Annotated in this window: 24 protein-coding genes; 7 read left to right on the top strand and 17 right to left on the bottom strand. The window is 36.8% G+C overall.

The annotated features are described in order from the left end of the window. Positions 1 to 119: 119 nt before the first annotated feature. Positions 120 to 1187: a C40 family peptidase gene (locus tag BK585_RS10520; RefSeq protein ID WP_078556744.1), complete on the bottom strand. Its 1068-nt coding sequence runs from the start codon at positions 1185 to 1187 to the stop codon at positions 120 to 122. 251 nt (positions 1188 to 1438) lie between these two features. Next, the gene (tlp, locus tag BK585_RS10515) at positions 1439 to 1666 is read right to left on the bottom strand and encodes a small acid-soluble spore protein Tlp (protein ID WP_078553407.1); all 228 of its coding nucleotides are present in this window, start codon (positions 1664 to 1666) and stop codon (positions 1439 to 1441) included. 134 nt (positions 1667 to 1800) lie between these two features. Here tlp and BK585_RS10510 point away from each other — a divergent pair, with 134 nt between their 5' ends. Further along, positions 1801 to 2592 carry a CPBP family intramembrane glutamic endopeptidase gene (locus BK585_RS10510; protein ID WP_170885535.1) on the top strand — a complete coding sequence of 264 codons (792 nt, stop codon included), beginning with the start codon at positions 1801 to 1803 and terminating at the stop codon, positions 2590 to 2592. Positions 2593 to 2669: 77 nt separating this feature from the next. Here the strand turns inward: BK585_RS10510 and BK585_RS10505 are convergent, their stop codons facing one another. Beyond that, complete coding sequence (locus BK585_RS10505; RefSeq protein WP_078553405.1) at positions 2670 to 3362, bottom strand: hypothetical protein; 693 nt, start codon at positions 3360 to 3362, stop codon at positions 2670 to 2672. A 183-nt stretch (positions 3363 to 3545) separates the two neighbouring features. Beyond that, a complete protein-coding gene (yicI, locus tag BK585_RS10500) occupies positions 3546 to 5870 on the bottom strand; it encodes an alpha-xylosidase (protein WP_078553404.1) in 2325 nt (774 codons plus the stop codon). 124 nt (positions 5871 to 5994) lie between these two features. Between yicI and BK585_RS10495 the strand changes: the two genes are divergently transcribed. Both BK585_RS10495 and BK585_RS10490 read left to right on the top strand, forming a co-directional pair. Then, complete coding sequence (locus BK585_RS10495; RefSeq protein ID WP_078553403.1) at positions 5995 to 6870, top strand: AraC family transcriptional regulator; 876 nt, start codon at positions 5995 to 5997, stop codon at positions 6868 to 6870. Positions 6871 to 6971: 101 nt separating this feature from the next. After that, positions 6972 to 7541 carry a short-chain dehydrogenase gene (locus BK585_RS10490; protein ID WP_245805815.1) on the top strand — a complete coding sequence of 190 codons (570 nt, stop codon included), beginning with the start codon at positions 6972 to 6974 and terminating at the stop codon, positions 7539 to 7541. Positions 7542 to 7559: 18 nt separating this feature from the next. Here BK585_RS10490 and BK585_RS10485 read toward each other — a convergent pair whose 3' ends face one another. The 6 genes from BK585_RS10485 to BK585_RS10460 form a co-directional block, all read right to left on the bottom strand. Continuing rightward, the gene (locus tag BK585_RS10485) at positions 7560 to 8069 is read right to left on the bottom strand and encodes a VOC family protein (RefSeq protein ID WP_078553402.1); all 510 of its coding nucleotides are present in this window, start codon (positions 8067 to 8069) and stop codon (positions 7560 to 7562) included. A gap of 206 nt (positions 8070 to 8275) precedes the next feature. Then, positions 8276 to 9469, bottom strand: coding sequence for an ABC transporter permease (locus BK585_RS10480; protein WP_078556741.1), 1194 nt, complete (start codon positions 9467 to 9469; stop codon positions 8276 to 8278). Continuing rightward, on the bottom strand, positions 9456 to 10160 hold the full coding sequence (locus BK585_RS10475; protein WP_078553401.1) for an ABC transporter ATP-binding protein: 705 nt from the start codon (positions 10158 to 10160) through the stop codon (positions 9456 to 9458). The genes BK585_RS10480 and BK585_RS10475 overlap by 14 nt, the downstream gene beginning before the upstream one ends. After that, positions 10153 to 11268: an efflux RND transporter periplasmic adaptor subunit gene (locus BK585_RS10470; protein ID WP_078553400.1), complete on the bottom strand. Its 1116-nt coding sequence runs from the start codon at positions 11266 to 11268 to the stop codon at positions 10153 to 10155. The genes BK585_RS10475 and BK585_RS10470 overlap by 8 nt, the downstream gene beginning before the upstream one ends. Positions 11269 to 11273: 5 nt before the next feature. Continuing rightward, positions 11274 to 11957 carry a YknW family membrane protein gene (gene yknW / locus BK585_RS10465; RefSeq protein ID WP_170885534.1) on the bottom strand — a complete coding sequence of 228 codons (684 nt, stop codon included), beginning with the start codon at positions 11955 to 11957 and terminating at the stop codon, positions 11274 to 11276. Between the two features lie 74 nt (positions 11958 to 12031). Then, positions 12032 to 12901: a LysR family transcriptional regulator gene (locus BK585_RS10460; protein ID WP_078553398.1), complete on the bottom strand. Its 870-nt coding sequence runs from the start codon at positions 12899 to 12901 to the stop codon at positions 12032 to 12034. A gap of 122 nt (positions 12902 to 13023) precedes the next feature. Between BK585_RS10460 and BK585_RS10455 the strand changes: the two genes are divergently transcribed. Further along, entirely contained in the window at positions 13024 to 14049 is a 1026-nt protein-coding gene (locus BK585_RS10455; protein ID WP_078553397.1) for a YeiH family protein, read from the top strand. 83 nt (positions 14050 to 14132) lie between these two features. Here the strand turns inward: BK585_RS10455 and BK585_RS10450 are convergent, their stop codons facing one another. After that, positions 14133 to 14378 (bottom strand): hypothetical protein, encoded by a 246-nt coding sequence (locus BK585_RS10450; protein ID WP_078553396.1) that lies wholly within the window; start codon positions 14376 to 14378, stop codon positions 14133 to 14135. Between the two features lie 206 nt (positions 14379 to 14584). Then, positions 14585 to 16519, bottom strand: a complete 1935-nt coding sequence (asnB, locus tag BK585_RS10445) for an asparagine synthase (glutamine-hydrolyzing) (RefSeq protein ID WP_078553395.1) — start codon at positions 16517 to 16519, stop codon at positions 14585 to 14587. A gap of 250 nt (positions 16520 to 16769) precedes the next feature. On the opposite strand from asnB, the gene BK585_RS10440 reads away from it, so the two are divergent. Then, positions 16770 to 17927: an acyl-CoA dehydrogenase family protein gene (locus BK585_RS10440; RefSeq protein ID WP_078553394.1), complete on the top strand. Its 1158-nt coding sequence runs from the start codon at positions 16770 to 16772 to the stop codon at positions 17925 to 17927. A 67-nt stretch (positions 17928 to 17994) separates the two neighbouring features. Here BK585_RS10440 and BK585_RS10435 read toward each other — a convergent pair whose 3' ends face one another. Continuing rightward, positions 17995 to 18897: a glycerophosphodiester phosphodiesterase family protein gene (locus BK585_RS10435; protein WP_078553393.1), complete on the bottom strand. Its 903-nt coding sequence runs from the start codon at positions 18895 to 18897 to the stop codon at positions 17995 to 17997. A gap of 120 nt (positions 18898 to 19017) precedes the next feature. Continuing rightward, complete coding sequence (gene cspD, locus BK585_RS10430; RefSeq protein WP_078553392.1) at positions 19018 to 19221, bottom strand: cold-shock protein CspD; 204 nt, start codon at positions 19219 to 19221, stop codon at positions 19018 to 19020. Between the two features lie 807 nt (positions 19222 to 20028). Here cspD and BK585_RS10425 point away from each other — a divergent pair. Continuing rightward, entirely contained in the window at positions 20029 to 20355 is a 327-nt protein-coding gene (locus BK585_RS10425; RefSeq protein ID WP_078553391.1) for a DUF5658 family protein, read from the top strand. 5 nt (positions 20356 to 20360) lie between these two features. Here BK585_RS10425 and BK585_RS10420 read toward each other — a convergent pair whose 3' ends face one another. After that, positions 20361 to 20942 carry a histidine phosphatase family protein gene (locus BK585_RS10420; protein WP_078553390.1) on the bottom strand — a complete coding sequence of 194 codons (582 nt, stop codon included), beginning with the start codon at positions 20940 to 20942 and terminating at the stop codon, positions 20361 to 20363. A gap of 129 nt (positions 20943 to 21071) precedes the next feature. On the opposite strand from BK585_RS10420, the gene BK585_RS10415 reads away from it, so the two are divergent. Beyond that, complete coding sequence (locus BK585_RS10415) at positions 21072 to 21980, top strand: CobW family GTP-binding protein (RefSeq protein ID WP_078553389.1); 909 nt, start codon at positions 21072 to 21074, stop codon at positions 21978 to 21980. An 87-nt stretch (positions 21981 to 22067) separates the two neighbouring features. On the opposite strand, the gene BK585_RS10410 is transcribed toward BK585_RS10415, so the two are convergent. Together BK585_RS10410 and BK585_RS10405 are read right to left on the bottom strand one after the other, a co-directional pair. Further along, the gene (locus BK585_RS10410) at positions 22068 to 23345 is read right to left on the bottom strand and encodes a type II restriction enzyme (RefSeq protein WP_078553388.1); all 1278 of its coding nucleotides are present in this window, start codon (positions 23343 to 23345) and stop codon (positions 22068 to 22070) included. Then, on the bottom strand, positions 23332 to 24174 hold the full coding sequence (locus BK585_RS10405; protein ID WP_078553387.1) for a DNA adenine methylase: 843 nt from the start codon (positions 24172 to 24174) through the stop codon (positions 23332 to 23334). The genes BK585_RS10410 and BK585_RS10405 overlap by 14 nt, the downstream gene beginning before the upstream one ends. Positions 24175 to 24225 lie beyond the last annotated feature (51 nt).

Here is a 24225-nt window from a genome sequence, read left to right as displayed (position 1 = left end):
AAGAACATGTCAATGCTCTATTGTTGATTTTTTGTAAATAATTCTTACTATTTCACTGTATTTGTAAGAGAAAAAGAGGGGTCACAAGTTTTTTATAAACATTGTGAACCCTCCTTTCTTCATTGAATGATTCGTTTTGCAAATAAGTAATTTCTTCTCCAATAATTATTCGTCATTACACTTGGTACGATATGAACGCCTCTTGAAGATGAAGCATGGATCATGGCTCCATTACCCATATAAATACCAAGGTGTCCTACACGCCCATCAGAATACAATTGAGAATCTGTAAAAAACAATAAATCCCCTGGTTGTAGGTTTGTAACAGCGACTCCCATGCTCGCTTGTTCTCTAGATGTTCTTGGTAACGTAATTCCGTTTAATCGGAACACATATTGCGTGTATGATGAACAATCAAATAAACGCGGTGCTTCTTGTAATGTGGCACCAAATTTATATCCTGCTCCGATAAACTGTTGTGCTGTATTGATTACATTCGTACGCAATTGTGCCGCAGGAGTAGTGCTTGGACTAGGAGCAGGCACTGGTCTTTCATCTCGAACAGGTTCCATTTCCCTTGTTTGATTTCTTGGCGGAATTACTAATCGTTGTCCAGGGAAAATGGTATGGTTCGTTAAGTTGTTAGCGGCCATGAATGCTTGAACGGTCGTATGATGAGCTTGAGCAATAGCCCATAGTGAATCACCAGAACGAACAACATAATGAGATGCTGGCTTTTGCACTTGGATTGAACCGTTTTCTGGTCTAAATGACACATTCGAGTTAAAGAGTACACTAGCTGCCGATAAAGAAACATACGCTGTTTCATTTATCCAGCGTGGGGCTTGAATGTTAATAAATTCATCCCCTCGTCTTGCTCTTGTTCCACCCATTGTAATTCGAACTAGGGTAGAACCATCTGTAATTTGATAGGTTTTCGTTCCACTTTCAAAACGAATATCCTTATAACCTAAAATATTCGATAATTGTACAAACGGAAGAAACATTTCTCCATCGACCCGGATTGGGTTTATCCCGTCTACGATTTTGCCATTAATCGCAATACCTGCTGTTGGAACGTTTTGAACCGCTTGAGCACCGACTTGGAACTGAAACGATGAAAGACATAATAAAAGTGCAAGTACGCTACAAATGACTATTTTTACTTGCGCATGTAATGGTTTCATTGTTTTACCCCTTTTCTTAGATTTTCCCTTGTAGCTTTTGTACTTTCTTGCTAAATATTCTTTTAATTCCAAAACAAAAAGGACTAGGACAGAACTTGCTAAAACATCTGCACTGGCTCCACTCGCCACAAAGCCCGTTGTGAGAAACCCACTCACAACGGGCTTTAAAAGATAGTGGCGGTTTCGCTCATTGCTTAGAGGGTGTGACAAAAGGCTAAAAACAACCATTTGTCACACCCTCGTCTCTTTATTTACTTATTGTCTCGTGCTTCGTCTCTGATTTCATTTCTAAACGACTCAATTGAATCTTCCCGTCTTCGGTTTTTTGCTTCAATATTTTGTCGTTCTTCTTCAGAATCTGTATAGCGAAGTGTTTCTTCTGAAGCCTCAATGTTTTCAATCGTATTATGAATCATGTTTTGTAATTTTTCTACATTATCGCTTCTATCGTCTGGTTTTGGTTGTTGATGATTAGCCATTATATCACCCTCCTTTCAGGGACTATTATTTCTTTTGCAGACTAAACCATTCAAGTAGATGTTGTGAAAAATCTTCCATTTTTTCAAGTTGAAAATTATAATTAAGTTAATCTATTTTATTGCGAGGAAAAATGATGCCTTTTACATTTCAATTTTTATTATTTTTGATTCCTGGATTCCTTTGTTATATGGGCTTTTATTATTGGACACCTTTATTTATACGACGCGGTTTTTCTTTGGTTTTATCGTTTTGGTTTTTTCTTTGGGTCCCTGTGTTGCTATTACTCCCCCTATCGTTAGTATTATTTTATATTGAAGTAGGAGCATTTACTTTCCCTGAAATTGTTGAACGATTTCGGCTTCTACCTATTAACGGATCAGATTGGATATGGATTGGTGCAGCAATTTTTATTACCATTGTATGTGACCAATTGTTAGAACCTATTGGTAAGTACTTTGCAAAAAGAAAAGGTTTTTTACCACCGTCTTATCTACCCGCTCCATTTCATCCTTTACGAAAAATAAAACTTCCACCTCGTGAATTTTTTGGTGTACAGCTTCAAGGAAATTGGTCTTTTTTATTTATTTTTATTACACTACATATCATCGCCATGTTTAGTGAAGAAATGATGTGGCGCGGCTATTTATTACCCGTTCAGGAGTTAATGTTTGGAGAAGTCGCGTGGGTTGTCAATGGGTTGCTATGGGCCTGGGTGGTTCATGCTTGTTTAAAATGGCATTTTATTGGGATGTTGCCAAGTATGTTAGTAGCTCCTTTTATTGCTCAGTTTACCGGCTCAACATGGGCATCTTTTGCTGTTCATGCCATAGGTAACTCACCCTTATGGATTTTATTATTTTTTGGTGTGATTTCCTCTACATCACCTGAACAATCAAATACGAATAAAGAACATATTCACTTGTAGCTAATTGTTTTCTATAGAAACAAAGGCACAAAAGGTAGAACAACCTTTTGTGCCTTTTTTCCTTTTTAGTGATAGCGTTATTCTAAAATAAGGGCTTCTTCAAATTTTTCATTTGTTTCTAAAAACTCTGTCGTGCTTTTATTTAAATCAATGATAAGTTTTATCCAATCATTTTTTAAAAAGCCTTTGTCAGAATGTATATCAAAGAAAATATCATAATTTGGTTTTCCTGTATCAGGATATACTCCATCAATATGTTTAATCAATGCTTTATACCATAACTCATTTAAAGCATGAATCATATGTATTTGTTCGACTTCTTCATCATTTAGCTTAATTTCATCCGTTTCACTCATGACTGTTGTCAAATGAGGTAACTCTACAACATCTTTTTCATTCGCGAGGTTCCACTGTATTTTATAAAATATAGCCTCTATACTAAAAGCTGTAACCGCTGTATTATAACCTATTTCATCAGAGGTTGCCCGGTTAAAATTAACCGCTATCGCTTCAAATTCACGAATATCATTTGAAAAATGTTCATTATTACTTATTATTAACTCGATTTGCTGTAATGTAATCGTCTCGGATGAAAGGATATCTTCATACAGTTCTTTATTGTCTGATATGGAATGTGACATTCCAGCTAACGCATCTGCTAACTGAGTTGATAAATGCTTTACATAATGTTGTTTATCGACATATTGATATAATCCAAAACACAAGGTTACTAGAATAATTCCAACGGTAACGGCTTTTTTATAGTTCATCGTACATGCTCCCTGCGGTCAATTTAATGAATTTAAACAAATTATATATCTATAGTTAACTTAAAGTCTCATAAATTCCTCTTTTTTACTAAAAATATATTGTAAAGTAAATTGAGTACAAGACTTCTAGTTCATAACAGAAAAAACTTGGTATGAGCCATGATTCTCATACCAAGCTTTTCTTTATCGTCTCACTTTCAAAGTCGTTTCTCCCTGGTTGGCAATAATTCTTATGCCATTATCCTCGGTTACCGCTGTACCACCGACTACATTCTCAATCGCTTGATAGCCACGAAGCTTTATGCTCCAATCTAATGAAACTCCGTCTAGGTTGAAAGACATATCATTTCCATTTCTACTCGCTTTTAATGTGACTTGTCGCTGTCCTTGTAATGAACAAACTTGAGTAGATATTTCATTTCCATCTTTTAACTCAAACACTTGAAATTCTACACCTGAAGCATATTCATAATCTGGTTTAGTTTCATTGGCCCCGATGGCTATAATCGTGTTGGAGCGAACAAATAATGGAATGCTCTGATATTCATGTTTTTCTTTACGCCATACTCCCCCCGCTACCGTCTCTCCAGTTAAGAAGTTCGTCCACGTCTCTCCTGCTGGTAAATAATACGTGACAAAACCGTCCTCACTAAAGATTGGTGCGACGAGCAACGAGTCACCAAGCATATATTGGCGTTCAAGCGTTTCACAAGTTGGGTCATCACTAAATTCGACTACCATCGGACGCATCATTGGAATTCCTTTTGTCGCCGACTCAACAGCCTGATTAAACAGGTATGGCATTAAGCTACATTTTAGTTTTGTGAAAAAGCGTAAAACATCCACTGCTTCCTCATCATACAACCAAGGCACTCGATATGAGCTATTGCCGTGAAGTCGGCTATGACTTGATAAAAGCCCAAAGGCAATCCATCTTTTATAAACATCCGCTGTTGCATTGCTTTCAAATCCACCAATATCATGACTCCAAAACCCAAATCCTGATACACCAAGGGATAACCCACCACGTAAGCTTTCTGCCATTGATTCATAAGTCGCCGTACAATCTCCGCCCCAATGAACAGGAAACTGTTGACCTCCAGCCGTAGCAGACCGCGCAAATAAAGCTGCCTCTCCCTTGCCTAATTTTTCTTCTAAAACATCAAAAACAACTTTATTATAGATAAACGAATAATAGTTATGCATTTTCTTAGGGTCTGACCTATCAAAGTAGACAACATCCGTTGGAATTCGCTCACCGAAATCGGTTTTAAACGAGTCCACTCCCATATCAACTAGTCGTTCTAGCTTATTGGCATACCATCTACACGCATCCGGATTCGTAAAATCAACAATTCCCATACCAGGTTGCCACAAATCCCATTGCCATACATCACCATTTTCTTTTTTCAATAAATACCCATGCTCTACTGCTTCATCAAACAAATGGGAGCGTTGGGCTATATATGGGTTAATCCATACACATATCTTTAACCCTTTGTCCTTCAATCGTTGAAGCATCGCCTCAGGCTCTGGAAAGACGCGCTCATCCCACTCAAAGTTACACCAATGGAATTCCTTCATCCAAAAGCAGTCAAAATGGAAGACGTGCAACGGCAAGTCTCGTTCTGCCATGCCATCAATAAATGAATTGACTGTTTGTTCATCATAATTGGTCGTGAACGATGTTGTTAACCATAGACCAAATGACCAAGCCGGTGGTAAAGCAGGTTTGCCTGTAAGTGTTGTATAATTTTCAAGCACTCCCTTCATTGACTCTCCACCAATAAGGTAATAATCTAAATACTCGCCTTCTACACTAAATTGAACTTTTGACACCTTTTCAGAGGCAACCTCAAGTGAAACCAATTCAGGATGATTGATAAAAACACCATAACCTTTATTTGTTATGTAAAAAGGAATATTTTTATAGGTTTGTTCTGAACTCGTTCCCCCGTCCTTGTTCCAGATGTCGACGGATTGGCCGTTTTTCACAAACGATGTAAAACGTTCTCCAAGGCCATATACATACTCACCAACACCAAGGGAAAGCTCTTCTTTCATGTAAGTATTGGTGTTTCCTTCTTTAACATATCCCATACCTTTAAATCCACTAGAGGTTAAGCGCTTTCCATTATAATCAAAATCCAAGGACCATTGATTCTCTTTATGAATTTTGGCGCTTACCTTTCCGCTTGTAAACGTTAAATAATTTTCACATTCAGAAACGATAGCTGAATGGTCAGGGTCTTTTGCAACTGAAAAATGAGGACCAGCTCGCTTTACTCCTTTATGGTGATAAACTTGCACTCGAATGACATCTTGAATTGGCGACGATAGATTCACCTCAATTAAAGGTGAATCTAATTCACCCGAACGGTTCACAATCGGTTTTGGAGGGGCAAACAAAGTTAACGAATCGTCACGTTTGACATAATCATGCACTTCAACAGGATTAATAATTGAATACTCTTCTCTAGTTAACCACTGACCATCTGAAAATTTCATGTTATCACCCTTTTCATCTATTCAAAAAGTATTACTATACGTATAATAATAGAAGGAATTACAGCAAAAATCTTGAAATATTCTCTTAATTAATAACACAATCCTGATATTACGAGGTGAAATGATGGATAAAGCTACATTACATGAAAACCGTGTACATGGAGATTCAATGTTTCAATTTGATATATATAAAGTTGACTATATTCATAACGGTGCGATTTTCGACTACCACTGGCATTATGAACTTGAGATCATCTATCTGAAACAAGGAGAAGCAACAGTTCAAGTTGGAACATCCGTATACCATGTAAAACAAGGAGAAGCATTATTTATCCCTTCAGAGGAACTTCATGCTGCTTATCCAATTAACAACATTCCTTTTACGCTTTATGCTATCGTATTTCACTCCAATCTCATTAGCAGTTCCTCCTTTGATTTGATACAACAAAAATACATAGAAATTATACAACGCCCAGATTCTCCGATACACCCATTCCTTAAAGGCAACGATCGATATGAGCTCACTATTATTGAAAAAATAGAATCAGTAATTTCAATTTTTTCCAGTAAAGAGATGGCGTTCGAACTACTGATTAAGTCAGAACTAATGCACATCCTAGCTTCGTTAGTTCAAAGAAACGGTCCTACAGTTGAATCTGAAACATCGCTAGCGGAACGGCAAAAGATTGCTCGGTTAAAAACGGTCCTTGCTTACATTAACGAAAACTATCATCATAAATTACAAATCGCTGACTTAGCCTCACTTGTTCAAATGAGCGAAGGCCATTTTAGTCGTTTTTTTAAAGAACTCGTCCATAAAACACCCATTGAATACATTAACAGTATCCGCTTACACGAAGCAGCTAAACTACTTGTAGAAACAGACCGAAAAATCGTTGATATCGCAATGGAAGTAGGCTTTGACAACCAAAGCTACTTCATTCGAGCTTTTAAAAAACAAAATCTATGTACACCAAAAGAGTTTCGGAAAAAAAGGTAATTTTATTCAAGAGCAATAAACGTTAAGTTGTACGTTGAGAATTCAGGCTACAGAGGTAATAGTACTGAGGAATTTGTTTTAGACTTGGAGTAAACCTTAACATGAGCCAAGGATGTGATATTATGCTTCATGCACTAGTAATAGGTGGTACAGGTATGTTATCTAACGTTTCATTATGGTTAGTATCTGAAGGCTATAACGTATCAGTCATTGGGCGAACGCCTAAACGTATGGAACGGTTAATAAGCGCTTCACAAGATACTTCTAAAATTACTCCATTACTTGTTGATTACAGGTACGAAGCAGAATTAAAAGAAAAATTAGGATTGACTATACAAAAGAATGGCCCAGTTGATTTAGTTATAGCTTGGATCCATTCAGGTGAAAAGAAGGTGATAGACGTACTTTCAAAACTACACGCATCTGATGACCTTACATGGAAGCTATTTCATGTGTTAGGTAGCAGTTCAAATGTAGAACAAATCAAAAATACAGTAAAAGTCCCTAACAACTGCCTGTATAAACAAATTCAATTAGGATTCATTATTGAAGATACACATTCTAGATGGTTAACTCACGATGAAATTTCTGCTGGGGTTATTGAAGCTATATCCAATGATAATTGTGTAACCATTGTTGGAACGCTTTTTCCTTGGGATAAACGACCTTAAGTAATAAGTTCCATAAACTTATTTAATTTTCCCATTTTGAAATCTAATTTTATAATCGTTTTTCATATCACGTGTATAAAATTCTACAATATTTTCTTCTGTGTCCTTAAAATATAACCGTCTCTCTTGAATACCTAATGTCTCTTCTTCAATTAATTTTAAATCAATGCCTTCTTTCTTAAGGACTTCAATTGCTTCATCAAAATGCTCTTGTCTTATATACAACGCAAAATGAACGTGAGAGCCACCTTCATCGAAGAGTCCCTCCCATTCAGAAACTGGCTTTCTTTTCTCTGCCATCTCTTCTTTTGTAAAATTTCTTGTTAGCCATAATCCAAGTCTAGTTGAGCCTCCTATATATAACCATGTTGCCCATACGTCTTGACTACTTATATCAAATTGTCCTTCCTTATAACCCCATTGTTCCACTATTGGAAATCCTAATTGATTAGACCAAAAATCAATGGCTCTTTCCATTGACTTAACCTCTAGTACAATTTCAGATACTCCATCAGCGAGTATTTTCATATACATTACTTCCTTTTACGTTTTATTGTACTGACTTCTTAAATATAGAACCCATAAAACCATTTTATCATATAACCTTAAAATCTATTGTTCACAGAAATCCTCATTAAGCATTTTAAATATTATATGATAAGGACTTAGGCACTAATAAAATAGCATACCAAGTCTAATAGAATTGGTATGCTATTTCTATTGTTTGAAGATTTCTACTCGTATCGTAACGAATCAATCGGGTCTAGTCTTGATGCTTTATTAGCAGGCAATAATCCAAAAACAACGCCGATTAACATTGAGAAGATAAGCGCTCCAATAATAACGGGAATCGATATAAGGGACGGCCAGCCTGCAAAAAAGGAAACGAGCGAGGCAATACCAGCTCCTACAATAATTCCAATCACTCCTCCTATTAATGTTAAAATAATTGATTCAATAATGAATTGAAATAGAATTTGTCCTCTCGTTGCTCCTAATGCTTTTCGAATTCCAATTTCTCTTGTTCGTTCGGTTACCGATACAAGCATGATATTCATGACGCCAATTCCACCTACAAGTAATGAAATCCCAGCGATTCCACCTATAATGAGCGTCATGATTCGGGTAATGTTTCCTACGACTGCTGCGATCTCTTCGAAATTAAACACTTGATAAGAATCCTCTGTACCATTTAAACGATTGAGCACTTCAACCGCTTTTTCACCAGCGATTTGAACCTCATCCGCACTATTGGACTGAAGTGTAAGCTGATTAAAGTCAGTGCTATTAAATACATTTCGCCATGTTGTCCAAGGAAGATAGACATCCTTTGACCCAAACGCAAAAATACCCGTAGGTTGTTCTAGTACACCAATGATTTCAACAGGTTGTCTCCCGATTCGTATAATGTTCCCAATGGCATTTTCTTCGGGAAACAGCTCCTCAGCTAACGCAGCTGAAATTAAAGCGGTCCTTCTCCCCGCCATAAAGTCTGCTTGAGTAAAAGAAAGTCCAGTCTGAAGTTGCAAATTATTAATGGTTAAATAACTGTTATCCGTGATTCCAAATACCGCGCCATCGACAGATTCTGTTTGGAAGTGAACTGAACTATATTGAGAACTTGAAGGAATGATATGTTTAATTTCCTCAATGGATTCCAAGGCTCTAATATCTGATTGAGTAAATGAACCAAAACCAATATTCGGGTCAGCCGCTATTTCTTCTTCTGATGGAATATAAAACACTTCAAGTGAATGATTATCACCAGCAATTTGCTCTTTCAACATCACTTCCCCGCCTTGGCCAATGGCTACAACGATAATCACCGCAGCTACGCCAATAATAACGCCAAGCATCGTAAGAATCGAACGCATTTTATGGGAACGAAGAGATTGTAATGCCATGATAATATTCTCAGTTACGCTCATTGTCATTCGATCCTTTCCTGCGTTCCTTCACATTAACAATTTCTCCGTCACGAACGACTATCGTTTTTTTCGAATACTCCGCAACTTCAGGTTCATGCGTGACAACGACTATGGTAGTCCCTTCATGATTTAGTGTTACTAGCAATTCCATGATAGATGAACTCGTTTTCGTATCCAAAGCTCCTGTCGGTTCATCGGCTAAAATGATATGTGGTTCATTCACCAACGCGCGTGCAATCGCGACTCTTTGTTTTTGCCCACCCGATAAAGAATTTGGAAGGTGTTCAATACGGTCAGCTAAACCTACTTTAGTCAGCATTTCAACCGCGCGCTCTCTTCGTTCCTTCTTCTTCACTCCTGCATAAATCATTGGTAGTTCAACATTTTTTAACGCGGTTAACCTCGGCAAGAGTTGAAACTGCTGAAACACAAATCCAATGGACTCATTCCTTATTTTTGAAAGTTGAACATCCTGATACCTTGTGATATCTTGACCATTTAATAGAAACATTCCAGATGTAGGTTTATCTAAACAACCAATAATGTTCATTAACGTTGATTTACCCGAACCAGAGGGTCCCATTATCGTGAGGAAATCACCATCTTCTATCGTTAGATTAATTTTTTTTAAAACAGGTACTAGTTGTGTTCCAAGTTGATACGTTTTTGTGATTTCTGTTAGATTAATCAACGATACTCACTTCCATTCCGTCCGACAGAGCAGATATATCAGAAGTGACAACATAATCCAGCTCTGATACACCTGAAAGGATTTCTATATGTTCTCCATGAATGATACCAACCTTTACTTCTTGTTTGAGAACGTGGTTTTTTTCGACAACATACACATAACTAGCTCCCTCTTCTTGGAACACAGCAGACATTGGCACAGCTAACGCGTCTTTTTCTTCTGTGACCAATTGTAAAATCATCGACAAACCTGGTCGAAGGACACTCACATCCCCATCTGTTACTGCAACTGTTATGGGATATTGAACGGCCGCTGTCCCGCTTTCAAAGGCTTCTGCTTTTTTGGGAAAGAAGGAAACGTCCTCAATCTTCCCTTCCCATTGTTCATCCAACATCGCATCTGTCGTAATAATTACTTTTAATCCTTTTGTGATGTGTAAGGCGTCGTACTCCGATAAATTTCCCTTTATGACAAGTTGTTCAGTATTTGCGATGTGTAAAATTGGTTCAGAACTCGTTGTATCAACATTTTCATTCGCTTCCACAACGACTCCTATTGTATTACTTTGTATGACTAAATCCTCTTCTCTTTGCTCTTGCGCTTCTTTTTGTAATAAGGTTTGGCGAAGGTCTAAATTAGCTTGCCTTTTTTCAAACCTGATTTGCTCTTCTTCAGGTTTCATTACCTTATCGGCTTCTTTTTTACCTAGTTGTTTTTCAAAATCTTTTCGTTTTTGTTTAAGCTCATCTTCTTGTTTTTCAATATAATTGATTCGGAGATAACCAGATTCAATAGCTAGAGCGGTTTGTTCTTTTTCAAGCTCTAGTTGCCTATTTGTATATTGAATCAGGTCCGTTCCTTCTTTTATCTTGTCTCCTTCTGAAACAAGAAGCTCATAATCGCTTCCTCTGTCAGGGGAATAATAAATAACCTCTTCCTCTTTTACTTCGACTGTACCAGGAATCATAATCTCTGATGACATTTCCATGGTCGTTGGATTACTTGCCTGTACTTCAACAGTTGACGTTCCAGTTCTAGCAATCGTAACAGAGGTAAATAGGATAAGGAGTGCTAGCACACCGGCTCCAATCCATAGTTTTTTCTTCATCGGACCTACATCCCTCCAAGGAGGGCTCCAATTACAGCAAAGCCAACAGTTACTAATGTAAATATAATTGACACGGACCACGCGAGAACCCTATGAAAATTAGCCACTTTTATTAAACCTAGAGCTGTTAAAATCACACCCCAAACTGCAAATAACTCCACTTGATTTAAAATTGCCCCAGCGACTCCCTCAGCTTGCATCATATTTCCTACACTTGTAATTGGAATCATAGGGTCAACATCAAGCAGAATAGCTAATCCACCGTTTACAAGTAAAGATAACGCTCCAATAAAACTTATAAACACGTTCATTGAAAACAATTGCTTAAAGGTAACTTCGCTTGTTGTCGCTTTTGAGATAAGAAGCATGATCGCACTAACAATAAGAATCACCACGATGGGCGTAATTAAGTAACCTATAAAACTACTAATTCGTAAAAAGGATTCCATTTGAGCAAATTCAGCATGTTGCTCTGGTGGTATGGAGGCAAGTAGCCATTTTATATCCATCCCAAACGATAACATTGCTCCTGCGATGCCCCAAATTAGCGTAAGAATAATCATCGGTACCAACACTTTTGGCTTTTCTTTGATTCTCTCAAATTGCTCAATTGGACTCCACACAATCCCTAACATGGAAGGATGTTGTTTTACTTGTTCTTGTTCGTTGTCAATTAAAACGTTACTCATAAAAAAGACCCCCTCATTATTCATTCACTAAGGGTATACGTAACAACTTTCAAAAATGTTTCAATTTTCCAGATTTATTTTTGTATTTGTTTGATAAACATGTCGACGGCTTTATTTGTTTGTTTGACTGGAGAAACAAGAAAAGAAAATTTTCGTAAGAACTGTTCTCCTCGGGTATCAATTATAACCAAGCTTCCTTGTTCTACTTCCCTTTTCACAACAGATTCAGATAAAAGAGAGATTCCCATGTTATTTAGTATCGCTTCCTTGATCCCTTGATTAGAACTGATTGTAATTACTGACTTTGCTTTAAGTCCATTGGAACGGAGCACATGGTAAAAAAATTCTCTTGTCCCAGATCCTCGTTCTCTAGTAATCCATGATTGTTGGTCAAGTACTATTAGCTCTTTAGCCTTTGCTAAAAGGTGTGAAGGATGAGCGACGACGACAAGCTTATCTTCTTGAAATGAAGTAACGAGCACCTCTTTATCATTGGTTTGACCTTCAATTAACCCTACATCGATTTGAAATAGGCGAACTTGTTCAACGATTTCTTCTGTATTACCTATCGTAACTTCAAGCTCTAAATCAGGATGATCCTGATGTATCTTAGCTAAAATAGCTGGAAGTACATATTCACCAATCGTAAAGCTAGCACCTATTTTTAATTGACCGTATAAATAGTGATGATACTCATGGATTTCTTTTTTTGTTTGCTCATACAGCTGAACGATTTGCTTTGCACGCTCATAGAGCATTTGCCCTGTTGGTGTAACCGATAATGATTTTGATGTTCGAATTAGTAGCTGTGAATCAAACTCTTTTTCTAGGTTTTTGATATGCAAACTCACACTAGGTTGAGACAACAATAAAATCTCTGCAGCTTTTGTAAAGTTTCTTTGTTCAACGACTGTAATAAACGTCTGTAACGCGTCGTAATACATATTCTCTTCCCCTAACTATTAATAATACTAATTGTATCAATCATTAATATGTATTTTACTAATGATTACATGACAGGTAAAGTAATAAACAACACAAACATACGTAAGGACGTGCTTTTCTAATGGATCAAATCATTCCAAAACAACTTGAAAAAATGACTTACCCTTATTTCAAATGTTTCTTCCTCACAATAGTGATTACTATTATGGCCTATCATTTAGCCAAGTTTCCAATATTCTCAATCGCTGGACCCTTAGTTGTTTCATTATTTCTTGGCGTGGTTTGGCGTTTTACCATTGGAGTCAATAAAGACCTTCTTCCTTATATTTCAACATTAGCGAAAGGCTGTCTTCAAATCGGCGTTATATTACTTGGGGCCCGTCTACATGTCGGTGAGATTTTCGCTGGCGGCTTCCAAATGATGTTCATATCTATTATTCATGTTAGTCTGACCGTGGCGCTAGTTTACTATATTGGTAGAAAAGTTGGAATCAATAGAAGACTAGCCCTGTTAACAGCATGCGGCACATCAATTTGCGGGGCTGCAGCAATTGTAGCGATAGCGCCGTTGTTAAAAGTAAAAGCTGACCATTCAGCGATAGCCATATCAGTTGTTGCTTTGTTAGGTACATTTGTGACCATCATGTATACGTCATTATACTCTATCGGAATCTGGGACCCTATTGAGTACGGCATTTTTTCAGGAGCGACCTTACATGAAGTTGCCCATGTCATGGCTGCAGCAGCACCTGCCGGCCATGAGTCTTTAGAAAAAGCCATTGTGATGAAATTAAGTCGTGTGTTATTACTTATTCCGGTTGCTCTTTTGCTCGTTTACTTCATTAATCCTAAAAGAAGAAAGAACACAACATCCATTAGTGCAATTCCAGTTCCATGGTTTGTTTTTGGTTTTTTAATGATGAGTGCCCTTCATTCATCAGGGGTGATTACTACTGCTGTACCTCATGTCATAAATGGAGCAACACTTTTTATTTCAATGGGAATGACTTTAACTGGCCTAGGGATGACGGTTCAGTCGGCAAGTATAAAAAAAGAAGGGGGAAAAGTTTTGTTTGCAAGTTTGGTCGGAACCGCATTTATTATCTTTTTAGGGTATACGTTCATTTTCACACTTGCAATTCTATAAATAAAGACAAACGTCGTTTTCCCGAATAGTCCCTTACTTACCATTTAAAAAAGCGGATGGATGTATTCCAGCCGCTTACAAATTTATGCTGTTTCCTCATGTGTATTACCTTCATCTTCAATCGGATGAGTCGTATACACAAGAGAGCCGTTTCTCATTAATGAAAGAAATAAATCAATCGGGAAAACTCCCCGCCCAGTGGACCCTTCTAATACAAAGCTCACACTGCCTTTACTCACATTAACAACTCGCAAATGCTTCACATTTGGTAAGTTTGCTTTAAATTTAGTCGTCATTTCAAATACCATATCCGTTTGTAACTCCACCATACCATCCTCCATTTATAAGAACTATTTGCTAATATATCCATAATTCGACTAAATCATTCAAGATGTAAAACAATGGTATTTTTTTACCATCCGCTTGTCCTTATTAAGGTACCGGTCTACTATACCAAAAACAGGATGTTAAAGAAAGAGGCTACTGAGATAGGTTGTTCATCCTATTTCAGTAGCCTCGAATTCAATTGCTTTGATTATACGATTGGACTTTTTTCCACGGTATCAGTAGATGTTTGTAGAAATGATGGTTCAAATGCGTTTTCAACATATATTTTATGCCAAAGCATAAACGTTAACACCGTCCAAAGGTGTCGACTATAATCTACTTTTGCTTTTAGTTTATTCTGTTGGTCACCAAAATGTAGTTTTTGATGATTGTCCAATAACGTTAAAATATAATGTTTATTAAAAAGGTAATCCGTTTCACTTTCAATAATTAGTTGTCTTGCCCAATCGTACAACTCATCTTGAAGCCAGTGACGAATCGGAACAGGAAAGCCTAACTTTCTTCGTTCAATGACATGGTCAGGGATAATCGACTGAATCGCCTTTCGAAGCGCAATTTTAGTTTGCGCTTTTGATACATTCATATGCGATTGTAAGTTTGAGGCCACTTCAAACACTTCTTTATCAAGAAAAGGAACACGAAGTTCAAGTGAATGGGCCATTGTCATGCGATCTGCTTTGACAAGTATGTCACCACGTAGCCACGTATGGATATCAATCATTTGCATTTTTGTGACATCATCGTAATCTTTCCATTGCTTATAATATCCTTCTGTTACTAACCTATAGTTAAAATTCGTGTTGTACTCGTGCAATAGCAACGCTTTATCTATATCATTAAAGATTTTGGCATTACCAATGTATCTGTCTTCTAATTGCGTACAGCCTCTTTCAATAAAACCCTTTCCTTTCACCGTCTCAGGAAGAACATTTGCCAGTGCCTTTAATACTCGTTTCGTTCGGTCAGGTATATACATAAAAGGTCTTAACGATAACGGTTCCTTGTATATTCCATACCCGCCAAACAATTCATCTGCGCCTTCTCCAGATAAAACAACTTTAACATGCTTACTAGCTTCTTTTGCGACAAAGTAAAGAGGTATAGAAGCAGGGTCCGCAACCGGGTCATCCATGTGCCAAATAATCTTTGGCAATTCCCGTAAAAATTCATCTGGAGTAATCTTATATTCAATGTTTTCAACTTGAAGTTTTTCAGCAGTTTCCTTAGCAACATCAATCTCACTATAGCCATTGCGTTCAAAGCCAACTGTAAAAGTTTTTATGTTCGGATTGACTTCTTTGGCAAGAGCTACAATACAGGTTGAATCTACTCCTCCCGATAAAAACGCTCCTACTGGGACATCACTTCGCATATGAATTTGAACTGAATCTCGCAACGTATCCAATATATTTACATTCGAAGTTTGATTGGGTGTACGTTTAAATGAAGCTGCCCAATATTGTTTCAATTCAATAGGCTTTCCTAGTTCTTTTTTCATGTATGTTCCAGGTAGTAGTTTTACTATGTCATTTGACATCGTTAACGGTTCTGGCACATATTGATACGTTAAATAATGATGAATCGCTTCACAATTGACTGTATCGTTCTCTATGGCTAATAAAATACTTTTCTTTTCAGAGGCTAAATAGATATTCTCCTCTTCTTGATAATAATAAAGTGGTTTGATTCCAAACGGATCCCTTACCGCATATGTAATTTTCTCTTGTTTATCCCAGATGACAAACGAGAACATTCCTCGTAGTCTTTGAAAAGCGTCTACACCTATATGGCTAAATAAAGCTAATATTACTTCTGTGTCTGAATTCGTTTCAAAGGATAACCCTTGCTCTTTTAGCTCTTGTTGAAGCTCACGGTAATTGTATACCTCTCCATTAAATACAATCCAGTAGCGTTCATTTTCATAACTTAACGGTTGTCTTCCATGTTCAACATCAATAATACTTAATCTTCTAAATCCAAAATAAACGTAATCATCAAAATAATATCCAACATCATCAGGTCCTCTGTGTGTGATGATATTTGTCATATTTACAAACATTTTTTTTGTATCGAAGCAATCTTCACTTTTTTGACCTCTAATATACGTAATAAACCCACACATTACGTAAACCTCCATTCGCTCTCTTACTCAATTATTTTTTCTATGTCGATTTGTTTTTTATCATGACAATCTTCTTAATTCGACAAGTATTACATCTTTATCCTTCTATGGATAATTTTTTTTCAACACATTAGACGACCTTTCTTGTAAAAAGTTTCATATTTGTCTCAATTATTTTTTTACAAGAGTGAATTTCTTGTTTTTTTTCTATAAAAAATGGTATCTTTCCTATAAGAAAGTGAGGCGGTTTGTGGTGTTTCTTAAAAGTCAAAAACAACGGAATACCTTACAAGAAATTGGGAAAATGGCTGATGAGTTTGGCAAAAGAGCCCTCTATTATGAGCAACAACAACAATTTCCTTTTGAAAATATGAAAGACCTTCGAAACCAAGGTTATACGACACTAACGTTGCCCCAATCATTAGGTGGGCAAGGTGCGACTTTATACGAATTCTTATTGATGCAAGAGCGACTAGCGCAAGGATGCGGATCTACAGCGCTAGGAATGGGATGGCACTTAGGTTGTGTGTTGGATATATGCGAAGATAACAACTGGGAAAAAGACGTTTACCATGAAATTATGAACGCTGTTAAAAATGGAGCTCTGCTGAACCGTGCGGCAACTGAACGAGCAACTGGAAGTCCTACTAGGGGAGGAAAGCCAGAAACAACAGCAACCGAGCATGAAGACCATTGGGTTATCCATGGGAGAAAGACGTTTACCACATTGGCTCCTGCTTTAGATTTTTATCTGGTCTCTGCGAGTATTACTGGAAGCGAAGAGGTTGGAGATTTTCTCATTCATAAAGGGACCAAAGGTGTTTCGATTGATGAAACGTGGGATAGTATTGCGATGCAATCTACTGGAAGCCATGATTTAGTGTTGGACAACGTCAAAATTGACAAACGATATTTTTTAGAAACAATTGGACCAAAGCGGAAAATGAAAGCAAATGCCTGGCTTCTTCATATTCCTGCTTGCTACTTAGGTATAGCTCAAGCAGCAAGAACATATGCTTTAAATTTTGCGAGTAGCTACCAACCAAATAGCATTCAAACAACGATCAGCGAGTTGCCAAACGTCAGACGGTTAATTGGCGAAATTGAACTAGAGTTAAAACAAGCTCGTCACATGTTATATTCGGTAGCTGAAAAATGGGAAAACACCTCTGACAGAGAAAGCTTTAAACCAGAATTAGCAGCTGTGAAACATACGGTGACGAACAATGCGATATCAATCGTTGATAAGGCAATGAGAATCGTTGGTGCACGAAGTTTATCCGCTAAAAATCCGTTACAACGGTATTATCGCGACGTACGTGCAGGACTTCATAATCCTCCGATGGATGATGCAACAATTGCCTTGCTTGCTCAAAGCGCCCTTGATGGGCTTAAAACTGACCAATAACTAAAAAACTTGTCGTTCCTTTTTAAATAGGAAGCGACAAGTTTTTTTTATACACGAGGAACTTCAATTAACGACCTAACACTTCGAGTAAGATATCAGGTCTATCCGTTATAATTCCGTTAGCCCCTTGTTCAACTAAATACTCCATTGTTTCTCGATCATTAATCGTCCAGTAATGCACATCTAAGCCTTTTTTATTTGCCATTTTTATAAGATAGGAGTCTGTAAGGTCAATTCGAGCTTGTTCTGTTGGAACTTGGATCGCATCTACTTTAGGGCGGTATAATCCGTTCAAAAAAAGCTTATGAAAAATCACAAACTTTGTTACTTCTTGCTTTCCCCCACTTACTGCTACTGTGTGGTTAGATGCTTCACTCATTGTATCAATTATATTTTGGTCAAAAGCTGCAATTAACACTTTTTCTTCTAGTTCATATTTTTCTATCAGGGACCAAAGCGTTTGACAGAGTAACTCTATTTTATCAGGTGGATTTGTATCTTTTATTTCAATGTTCATCCTTATGTTTGGAAACGCGGAAAAAATCTCTTCGACTGTTGGTATCGTGACTCCTTGTTCTCGGTAACTATAGTCACCTTCTAGATTTCGAAAATAAAAACCAGCATCAAGTTTTTTTAGTTCAGCTAGTGACATTTCAGCAACGACTCCAGAACCGTTTGTTGTTCTATCGACAGTAGGATCATGAATTGCTACTAGATGATTGTCAGATGTAATATGTATATCAAATTCAATGACATCGACACCGATCTCAACCGCCTGTTCAAAAGCAACTAATGTATTTGAAGGCGCTAAATGTTCCCCGCCCTGATGAGCAATCACAAGCATTTCACCTTCAGAAAAGAACGGTTTTCTTACTTGCTCAGACACCGGAAAAAAATAAATGCCAATCCATATGAATAAAGTGATAAGTGCTATAACTCCAAATCGCTGTATCAATTTCGCTCGTTTCATAAGTCATATCCCTCCCCTTCACTATTAAAAAACTACAATCAATGAGATCTTCTCCTATCATTCTATTGTAAAAGAAAAAAAGCTGCCCGAGAGCAGCTTTTTTGAAAACTGTATAAAAAATTATAGTTTTACTACGTTTTCAGCTTGAGGACCACGGTTTCCTTCAACGATTTCGAATTCCACTTGTTGGCCTTCCTCTAATGTTTTGAATCCTTCGCCAGTAATAGCACTGAAGTGAACGAATACATCGTTTCCTTCTTCTACTTCAATAAATCCAAATCCTTTTTCTGCGTTAAACCATTTTACTGAACCAGTTGCTTTCATCACTTATGACCTCCAAAAATAAATATTAATATGCAATCCTATTTCTATACAAAAATAAAAATTCACATATTATAAAGACCATCAACAAAGGTACGCGTAGATAATCTTTATAAGACGTGAATTCAAAATCTTACATGTATTATCTCGTTCCAGTTACAAAAATTAAAATACCATTCAAAGAAAAATATGTATAAAATGGGTACTTCCAATTATTTATTATACAAGGGTCAGTCTATATTTTCAAGTCATGATATTTATAATAATTGTGTTCATTATATTGAATTTAATGAAAAAAAGTCAAATTCCTCACTAATAGTACTATAATCACATCTCCCCTAAACTTATCCTCTCATACCGAGGATATATCCCTATAATTACTTTTAATAATACGCCTAAACTAATGTCTTTATACCTTGTTTTACCAATTTCAGATTAGTTCGAATCATTCAGACAAGGAAAATTACAGACTATTTTATCTTATTTTAAATAGCTCTATTCACACTATACTTTTTGCCAATGACAATATATTCACAATCTTTATCTCCCTCCATTCCTCATTTTGTCGATTCCAAACTCTTTTAATATGTTACTGTCGAATTTATCATCATTCGTACGTGTAAACCATAGATATACCATAGATAAAGTATCAGACTTTTGGCTAATATTCGTTTTGTTCAATATAATTAACCCATTTTTTTCCTACTAATGAAACATTACTCTCTCTTCTATCACATGTACACTATCGATAATTCTATGTTTAGGTATCAAACTTTTGTCCGATACTGAGATAGGGTTAGGAGGAGATTTATGATGTCAACACTCGGAATTCGTCCAACTATTGTTTTAGCATTTTTGTTATTATTATTATCTGTTGCCGATGCAACATTTACCGATATTGGAATAAAGTATTTTGGAGTGACAGAGGCAAATCCATTAATGGATTATGTCTATCACCAAAGCATTATCTTGTTTTATGCGATTAAAGTAGCATTACCTTGTTTGCTGTTACTGCTCATCCCTTATATTTTTAAGAATAAAAAAATTAATGTCCTCTTTATGGGTGCAATAGGACTATATTTCTGTATTTTTTTATATCATTTAGGATGGTTATCTCTGGCTTATGGCATTATTTAATTGAATCAGATTCGATTGATATAGTGAACCACTGTTTTTCCAGACTTTTTAAAAGAAAGCATAGTAGCACTGGCCGGCTTTAATTTAAATACAGGGTACATATACCAAGGAATGTTAAGGACTTTATGTAAAAAAACATTTAACCATTCCCCATGACTAACAATGGCTACTGTACGAGAATCTTGATTGTTAACAATCCTGGCTACCACGTCATCTACTCGTTTTTCAAGGTGATGCAACGATTCTCCATTAGGTGCTGCTTCCAATGGATGTTCAGAAAAATATAACCATTCGGCAGGATACTTTTCTTCTCTTTCTTTTTCATTATAGCCATCAAATATACCGTCTGTTCGTTCCATTAGTAAAGGGTCAATTTGTACTGGAATGTCATATGTATTAGCTATCGTTTCCGCTGTGTGAAGTGCCCTTTTTAATGGACTTGAATAAATGATATCGATATCGATTTGCTCATGAAGAAACTGACCTACTTTATCCGCTTGTGCAGCCCCTAGATCTGAAAGGGGAATATCCACTTGACCTCCCCCGCTTTTTTCAGACTTTCCGTGTCGTATAAGAATTACTTTCATGCAAGCCACTCCAAATTTTTTTCTTATTATACCAATTTCATTAAAAAAACATCAAATGTTTATGTTTTTCATTCTTCTAGTGTAGTGATATGATTAATAAATCGAAACCATTAAGATTTGGAGAGAACTATGAAAAAGATTGATATATATATCATTGCAGGTTTTCTAGGTAGCGGGAAAACAACATTATTACAAACGTTACTTTTAAACTCATATAAAAAGAATGAACGTGTAGCAGTATTAATGAATGAAGCTGGTGCGTTTTCAGTCGACAGTACATCGATCCCCGCTCACGTACCCTTTCGCGAACTGTTAAATGGTTGCATTTGTTGTTCCATTCAAAGTCAAATTGAACCTCAACTTTTGGATCTTTGTAAAAACAATGAGTTAGATACGATTTTCGTAGAAACAACTGGAGCTGCACACCCTCTAGAAGTATTAGACGGCTGTATGACCCCTGCCGTAGTAGAATTCGCAGAAGTCAAAGGAATCATAACGATCGTTGATGCGAACCGCTTCTTTCATCAACAAGGCATGAGCATTCGCGTGAAAAAATTAGCCAAAGAGCAAATTAGAAGTGGAGATATACTTATTGTAAATAAAATTGATTTACTTGATTCAACGGCTCTGACTAAGTGTCTACAACAAATAAAAGAGCTTAATCAAACAGCTCCACTCGTGACAACGAGCTTTGCTAAATTCGATCTCGACATTCTTGATTCGATTCAATCCAAAGAATCCATTGACCGTGAAAAAACACATATCGATCATCATCTGCATGTAAAAAGTGTTGTTCATCAATTTCATTCGAAAATCGATAAAGAAGAGTTTGTAAAATGGGTTTCTACCTTACCGCAAACCGTTTTTAGAATGAAGGGGTTTATCCATTTTAAAGGAGACAACCATATCACGATGGTTCAATATTCATACGGGATGCCAGACTTTACTAAAGTTGAACAATCCTTTCCTTTAAATCTTGTTCTGATTGGAGAGCAATTGGACAAAAAGACATTGACGGATAGCTTGAACACATTATAAGTAGCAATGGCTTCACTCATCAAAAATCCCGTTGTGAATAAATCTCTCACAACGGGATTTTATATGTCGGTGCTCACGTTACTTTACTTATCTTTCCGTCAACTTTTTAAGCCATTCCATCCATTTTAAAATCGTTTGGGCTCTACGGTAGTATGTTGATTCTGCACTAATCCCCAGGTTATGTTGTTTCATAATTGTAACGACTCTGTCTTTAGACAAGCTTTCTTGCAGAATCCATTCTAAAAATACCTTTTGAAAGACAGGGTGAGAGAAAAGGCACTGTGCTAACGCTAGGTACTTTTCTTTATAAGGCAAGCCCATCATGTTTTTTCCTTTTTCAGTTAAGGAATAAAAAATTGAACCTTGATGAACTTGTTTATCAATTAAATCAAAGAATCGGCCGATGTTCGTGTAATAATCCGATTGTCTTGGAGTAAAATCATAGTTTTCGGTAATGACATCCTTTTCTAATGTACTCTCGTGTAATAAGTGAAGAAGGTCGACTACACGTTCAAAGCTATCAGCTTGTGGAAACGGTACATCCTTACCTGTGAAATTAGGTGATGTTCTTTTACAAAGTTCAAGTAAGTCATCAACGCTTATATGCTCGGTATCAATCATAAAATCGAGCTGCTTGACTAGTTCAATTGAATTAAACAATGTATCGTCGCTAAAACGATAAACAAAAAAGGAAAAAATATCGTTAGAATGCGTAAAAAAAACAGGAATGACGTTTTTTTTCGTACGCTTTTTCCACACCCGATATGGGTAATACAATTGTCGGATATTAAAATCTGTTACCCCTTCTTTTTTGGCTTCTACGATAACAAAATCATTTATCCCTTCATATCCACCATCAATTTCAATTTGCGATCCTTCTACTTGGACAGGAAATATCCCATCCTTAATTGCTACATGATAATCAAATTGTTTAGACCCCATTCTCCCTGATACCGTTGGCAATAAAGGGGCATCTTCTGCTAAGTCCAAAACATGATGAAACATGCCACTAACAAAAGCTGCATGAAGCGCTGCACTTTCGGAATATAGATCACTTGTATTTACTGTATCAATATAAGAAGGTACAGCCACCCTAGTAGGCTTTTGTACATGATAGCTCACATTTTCAAATATCGAAAAAGGACCAATGATATACTCTGAACGTGATAAAGGTAATATCGAATACCCATGTTCTTTAAACAGCTTAGGTAAATTTGAGGAATGGTCAAACTTACACATTAAGCGAGGCTCACGTTCTTTTCGAATGTCATCCGCGCTAATTCGAAAAAAGCCTTCGTTCCTCACTCTTTCAACAATGTGATGACGTTCAAATAAGACAGACCAGGCTTGGTCATTTTTTGTCATAGCTTATCACCACAGCTTCGTCTATTTTCCCTCGTAAATTGCCCTTAGAGTTTATACTTCTCGTGGCTTTTACACCTTCTATCGTAAAATCCTGATAAAGGTCACAAATAAAGTCAGTATAAGAGTTCGACAACATCACATAACAACCACGTTGCGCAAGCTCCGTAAACACTTGATGAAGTCTCATTTGTTCCTCTCTCCCAAACCCCTGAAGAGCATAACTCGTAAAGGAGGAAGTGGCTGAAACCGGGTCATATGGCGGATCAAAATATACAAAATCACCCTTATCCGCGTGCTGTAAGACCATTGTCGCAAAATCCGTATTCGAAATCGTCACTTGATTTTGCTGTAAATAATGACTGACCGCCCGAAGTACTTCAGCATTGACGATATTAGGATTTTTATATTTGCCAAAAGGGACATTGAACTGACCTTTTGAATTCACACGAAATAAGCCATTGTAACATGTTTTATTTAAGTATATAATTCTGGCAGCTCTCTCGATGTTACTTAATGTAACAAAAGCGTCCGTTCTATCTAAAGCCCTGATTTCATAGTAGCTCTCTTCATCATTGTGGAATTGTTTTAGTTGTTCGAGTAACAAATCGACATCGTCTCTAATCGTTGCATAAACATTTATGAGCTCTGAATTAATATCATTGATATACGCTTCTTTCGGTTGAAAGTGAAAAAGCATGGCTCCTGCTCCCACAAACGGTTCGAAATATCTATTGAATTTAGCGGGGGCTAGCTCTGCTAGTACTGGTAACAGTTGACGCTTCCCTCCTGCCCATTTCAAAAATGGTTGTACTTGTTCTAGTTTAGTCATCTATTTCATCTCCTACAGGATCTCTACTGAAAAAGTATACTATAACTTGGA

It is taken from the genome of Bacillus alkalicellulosilyticus (genome assembly GCF_002019795.1).
Taxonomy (GTDB): Bacteria; Bacillota; Bacilli; order Bacillales; family Bacillaceae_F; genus Bacillus_AO; species Bacillus_AO alkalicellulosilyticum.
The sequence above is the reverse complement of the archived record's forward strand: the minus strand, read 5'-3'. Positions and strand labels throughout refer to the sequence as shown.

Bases quoted from the DNA above. Each gene is read 5' to 3' on its own strand.
- BK585_RS10405 (WP_078553387.1), bottom strand. From the start codon at position 24,174: ATGACTAAACTAGAACAAGTACAACCATTTTTGAAATGGGCAGGAGGG.
- yicI (WP_078553404.1), bottom strand. From the start codon at position 5,870: ATGAAATTTTCAGATGGTCAGTGGTTAACTAGAGAAGAGTATTCAATT.
- BK585_RS10510 (WP_170885535.1), top strand. From the start codon at position 1,801: ATGCCTTTTACATTTCAATTTTTATTATTTTTGATTCCTGGATTCCTT.
- BK585_RS10420 (WP_078553390.1), bottom strand. From the start codon at position 20,942: ATGAAAGTAATTCTTATACGACACGGAAAGTCTGAAAAAAGCGGGGGA.
- BK585_RS10520 (WP_078556744.1), bottom strand. From the start codon at position 1,187: ATGAAACCATTACATGCGCAAGTAAAAATAGTCATTTGTAGCGTACTT.
- tlp (WP_078553407.1), bottom strand. From the start codon at position 1,666: ATGGCTAATCATCAACAACCAAAACCAGACGATAGAAGCGATAATGTA.
- BK585_RS10455 (WP_078553397.1), top strand. From the start codon at position 13,024: ATGGATCAAATCATTCCAAAACAACTTGAAAAAATGACTTACCCTTAT.
- cspD (WP_078553392.1), bottom strand. From the start codon at position 19,221: ATGAAAGCAACTGGTTCAGTAAAATGGTTTAACGCAGAAAAAGGATTT.
- BK585_RS10425 (WP_078553391.1), top strand. From the start codon at position 20,029: ATGATGTCAACACTCGGAATTCGTCCAACTATTGTTTTAGCATTTTTG.
- BK585_RS10490 (WP_245805815.1), top strand. From the start codon at position 6,972: ATGAGCCAAGGATGTGATATTATGCTTCATGCACTAGTAATAGGTGGT.
- BK585_RS10495 (WP_078553403.1), top strand. From the start codon at position 5,995: ATGGATAAAGCTACATTACATGAAAACCGTGTACATGGAGATTCAATG.
- BK585_RS10470 (WP_078553400.1), bottom strand. From the start codon at position 11,268: ATGAAGAAAAAACTATGGATTGGAGCCGGTGTGCTAGCACTCCTTATC.
- asnB (WP_078553395.1), bottom strand. From the start codon at position 16,519: ATGTGTGGGTTTATTACGTATATTAGAGGTCAAAAAAGTGAAGATTGC.
- BK585_RS10450 (WP_078553396.1), bottom strand. From the start codon at position 14,378: ATGGTGGAGTTACAAACGGATATGGTATTTGAAATGACGACTAAATTT.
- BK585_RS10410 (WP_078553388.1), bottom strand. From the start codon at position 23,345: ATGACAAAAAATGACCAAGCCTGGTCTGTCTTATTTGAACGTCATCAC.
- yknW (WP_170885534.1), bottom strand. From the start codon at position 11,957: ATGAGTAACGTTTTAATTGACAACGAACAAGAACAAGTAAAACAACAT.
- BK585_RS10435 (WP_078553393.1), bottom strand. From the start codon at position 18,897: ATGAAACGAGCGAAATTGATACAGCGATTTGGAGTTATAGCACTTATC.
- BK585_RS10415 (WP_078553389.1), top strand. From the start codon at position 21,072: ATGAAAAAGATTGATATATATATCATTGCAGGTTTTCTAGGTAGCGGG.
- BK585_RS10505 (WP_078553405.1), bottom strand. From the start codon at position 3,362: ATGAACTATAAAAAAGCCGTTACCGTTGGAATTATTCTAGTAACCTTG.
- BK585_RS10460 (WP_078553398.1), bottom strand. From the start codon at position 12,901: ATGTATTACGACGCGTTACAGACGTTTATTACAGTCGTTGAACAAAGA.
- BK585_RS10485 (WP_078553402.1), bottom strand. From the start codon at position 8,069: ATGAAAATACTCGCTGATGGAGTATCTGAAATTGTACTAGAGGTTAAG.
- BK585_RS10480 (WP_078556741.1), bottom strand. From the start codon at position 9,469: ATGAGCGTAACTGAGAATATTATCATGGCATTACAATCTCTTCGTTCC.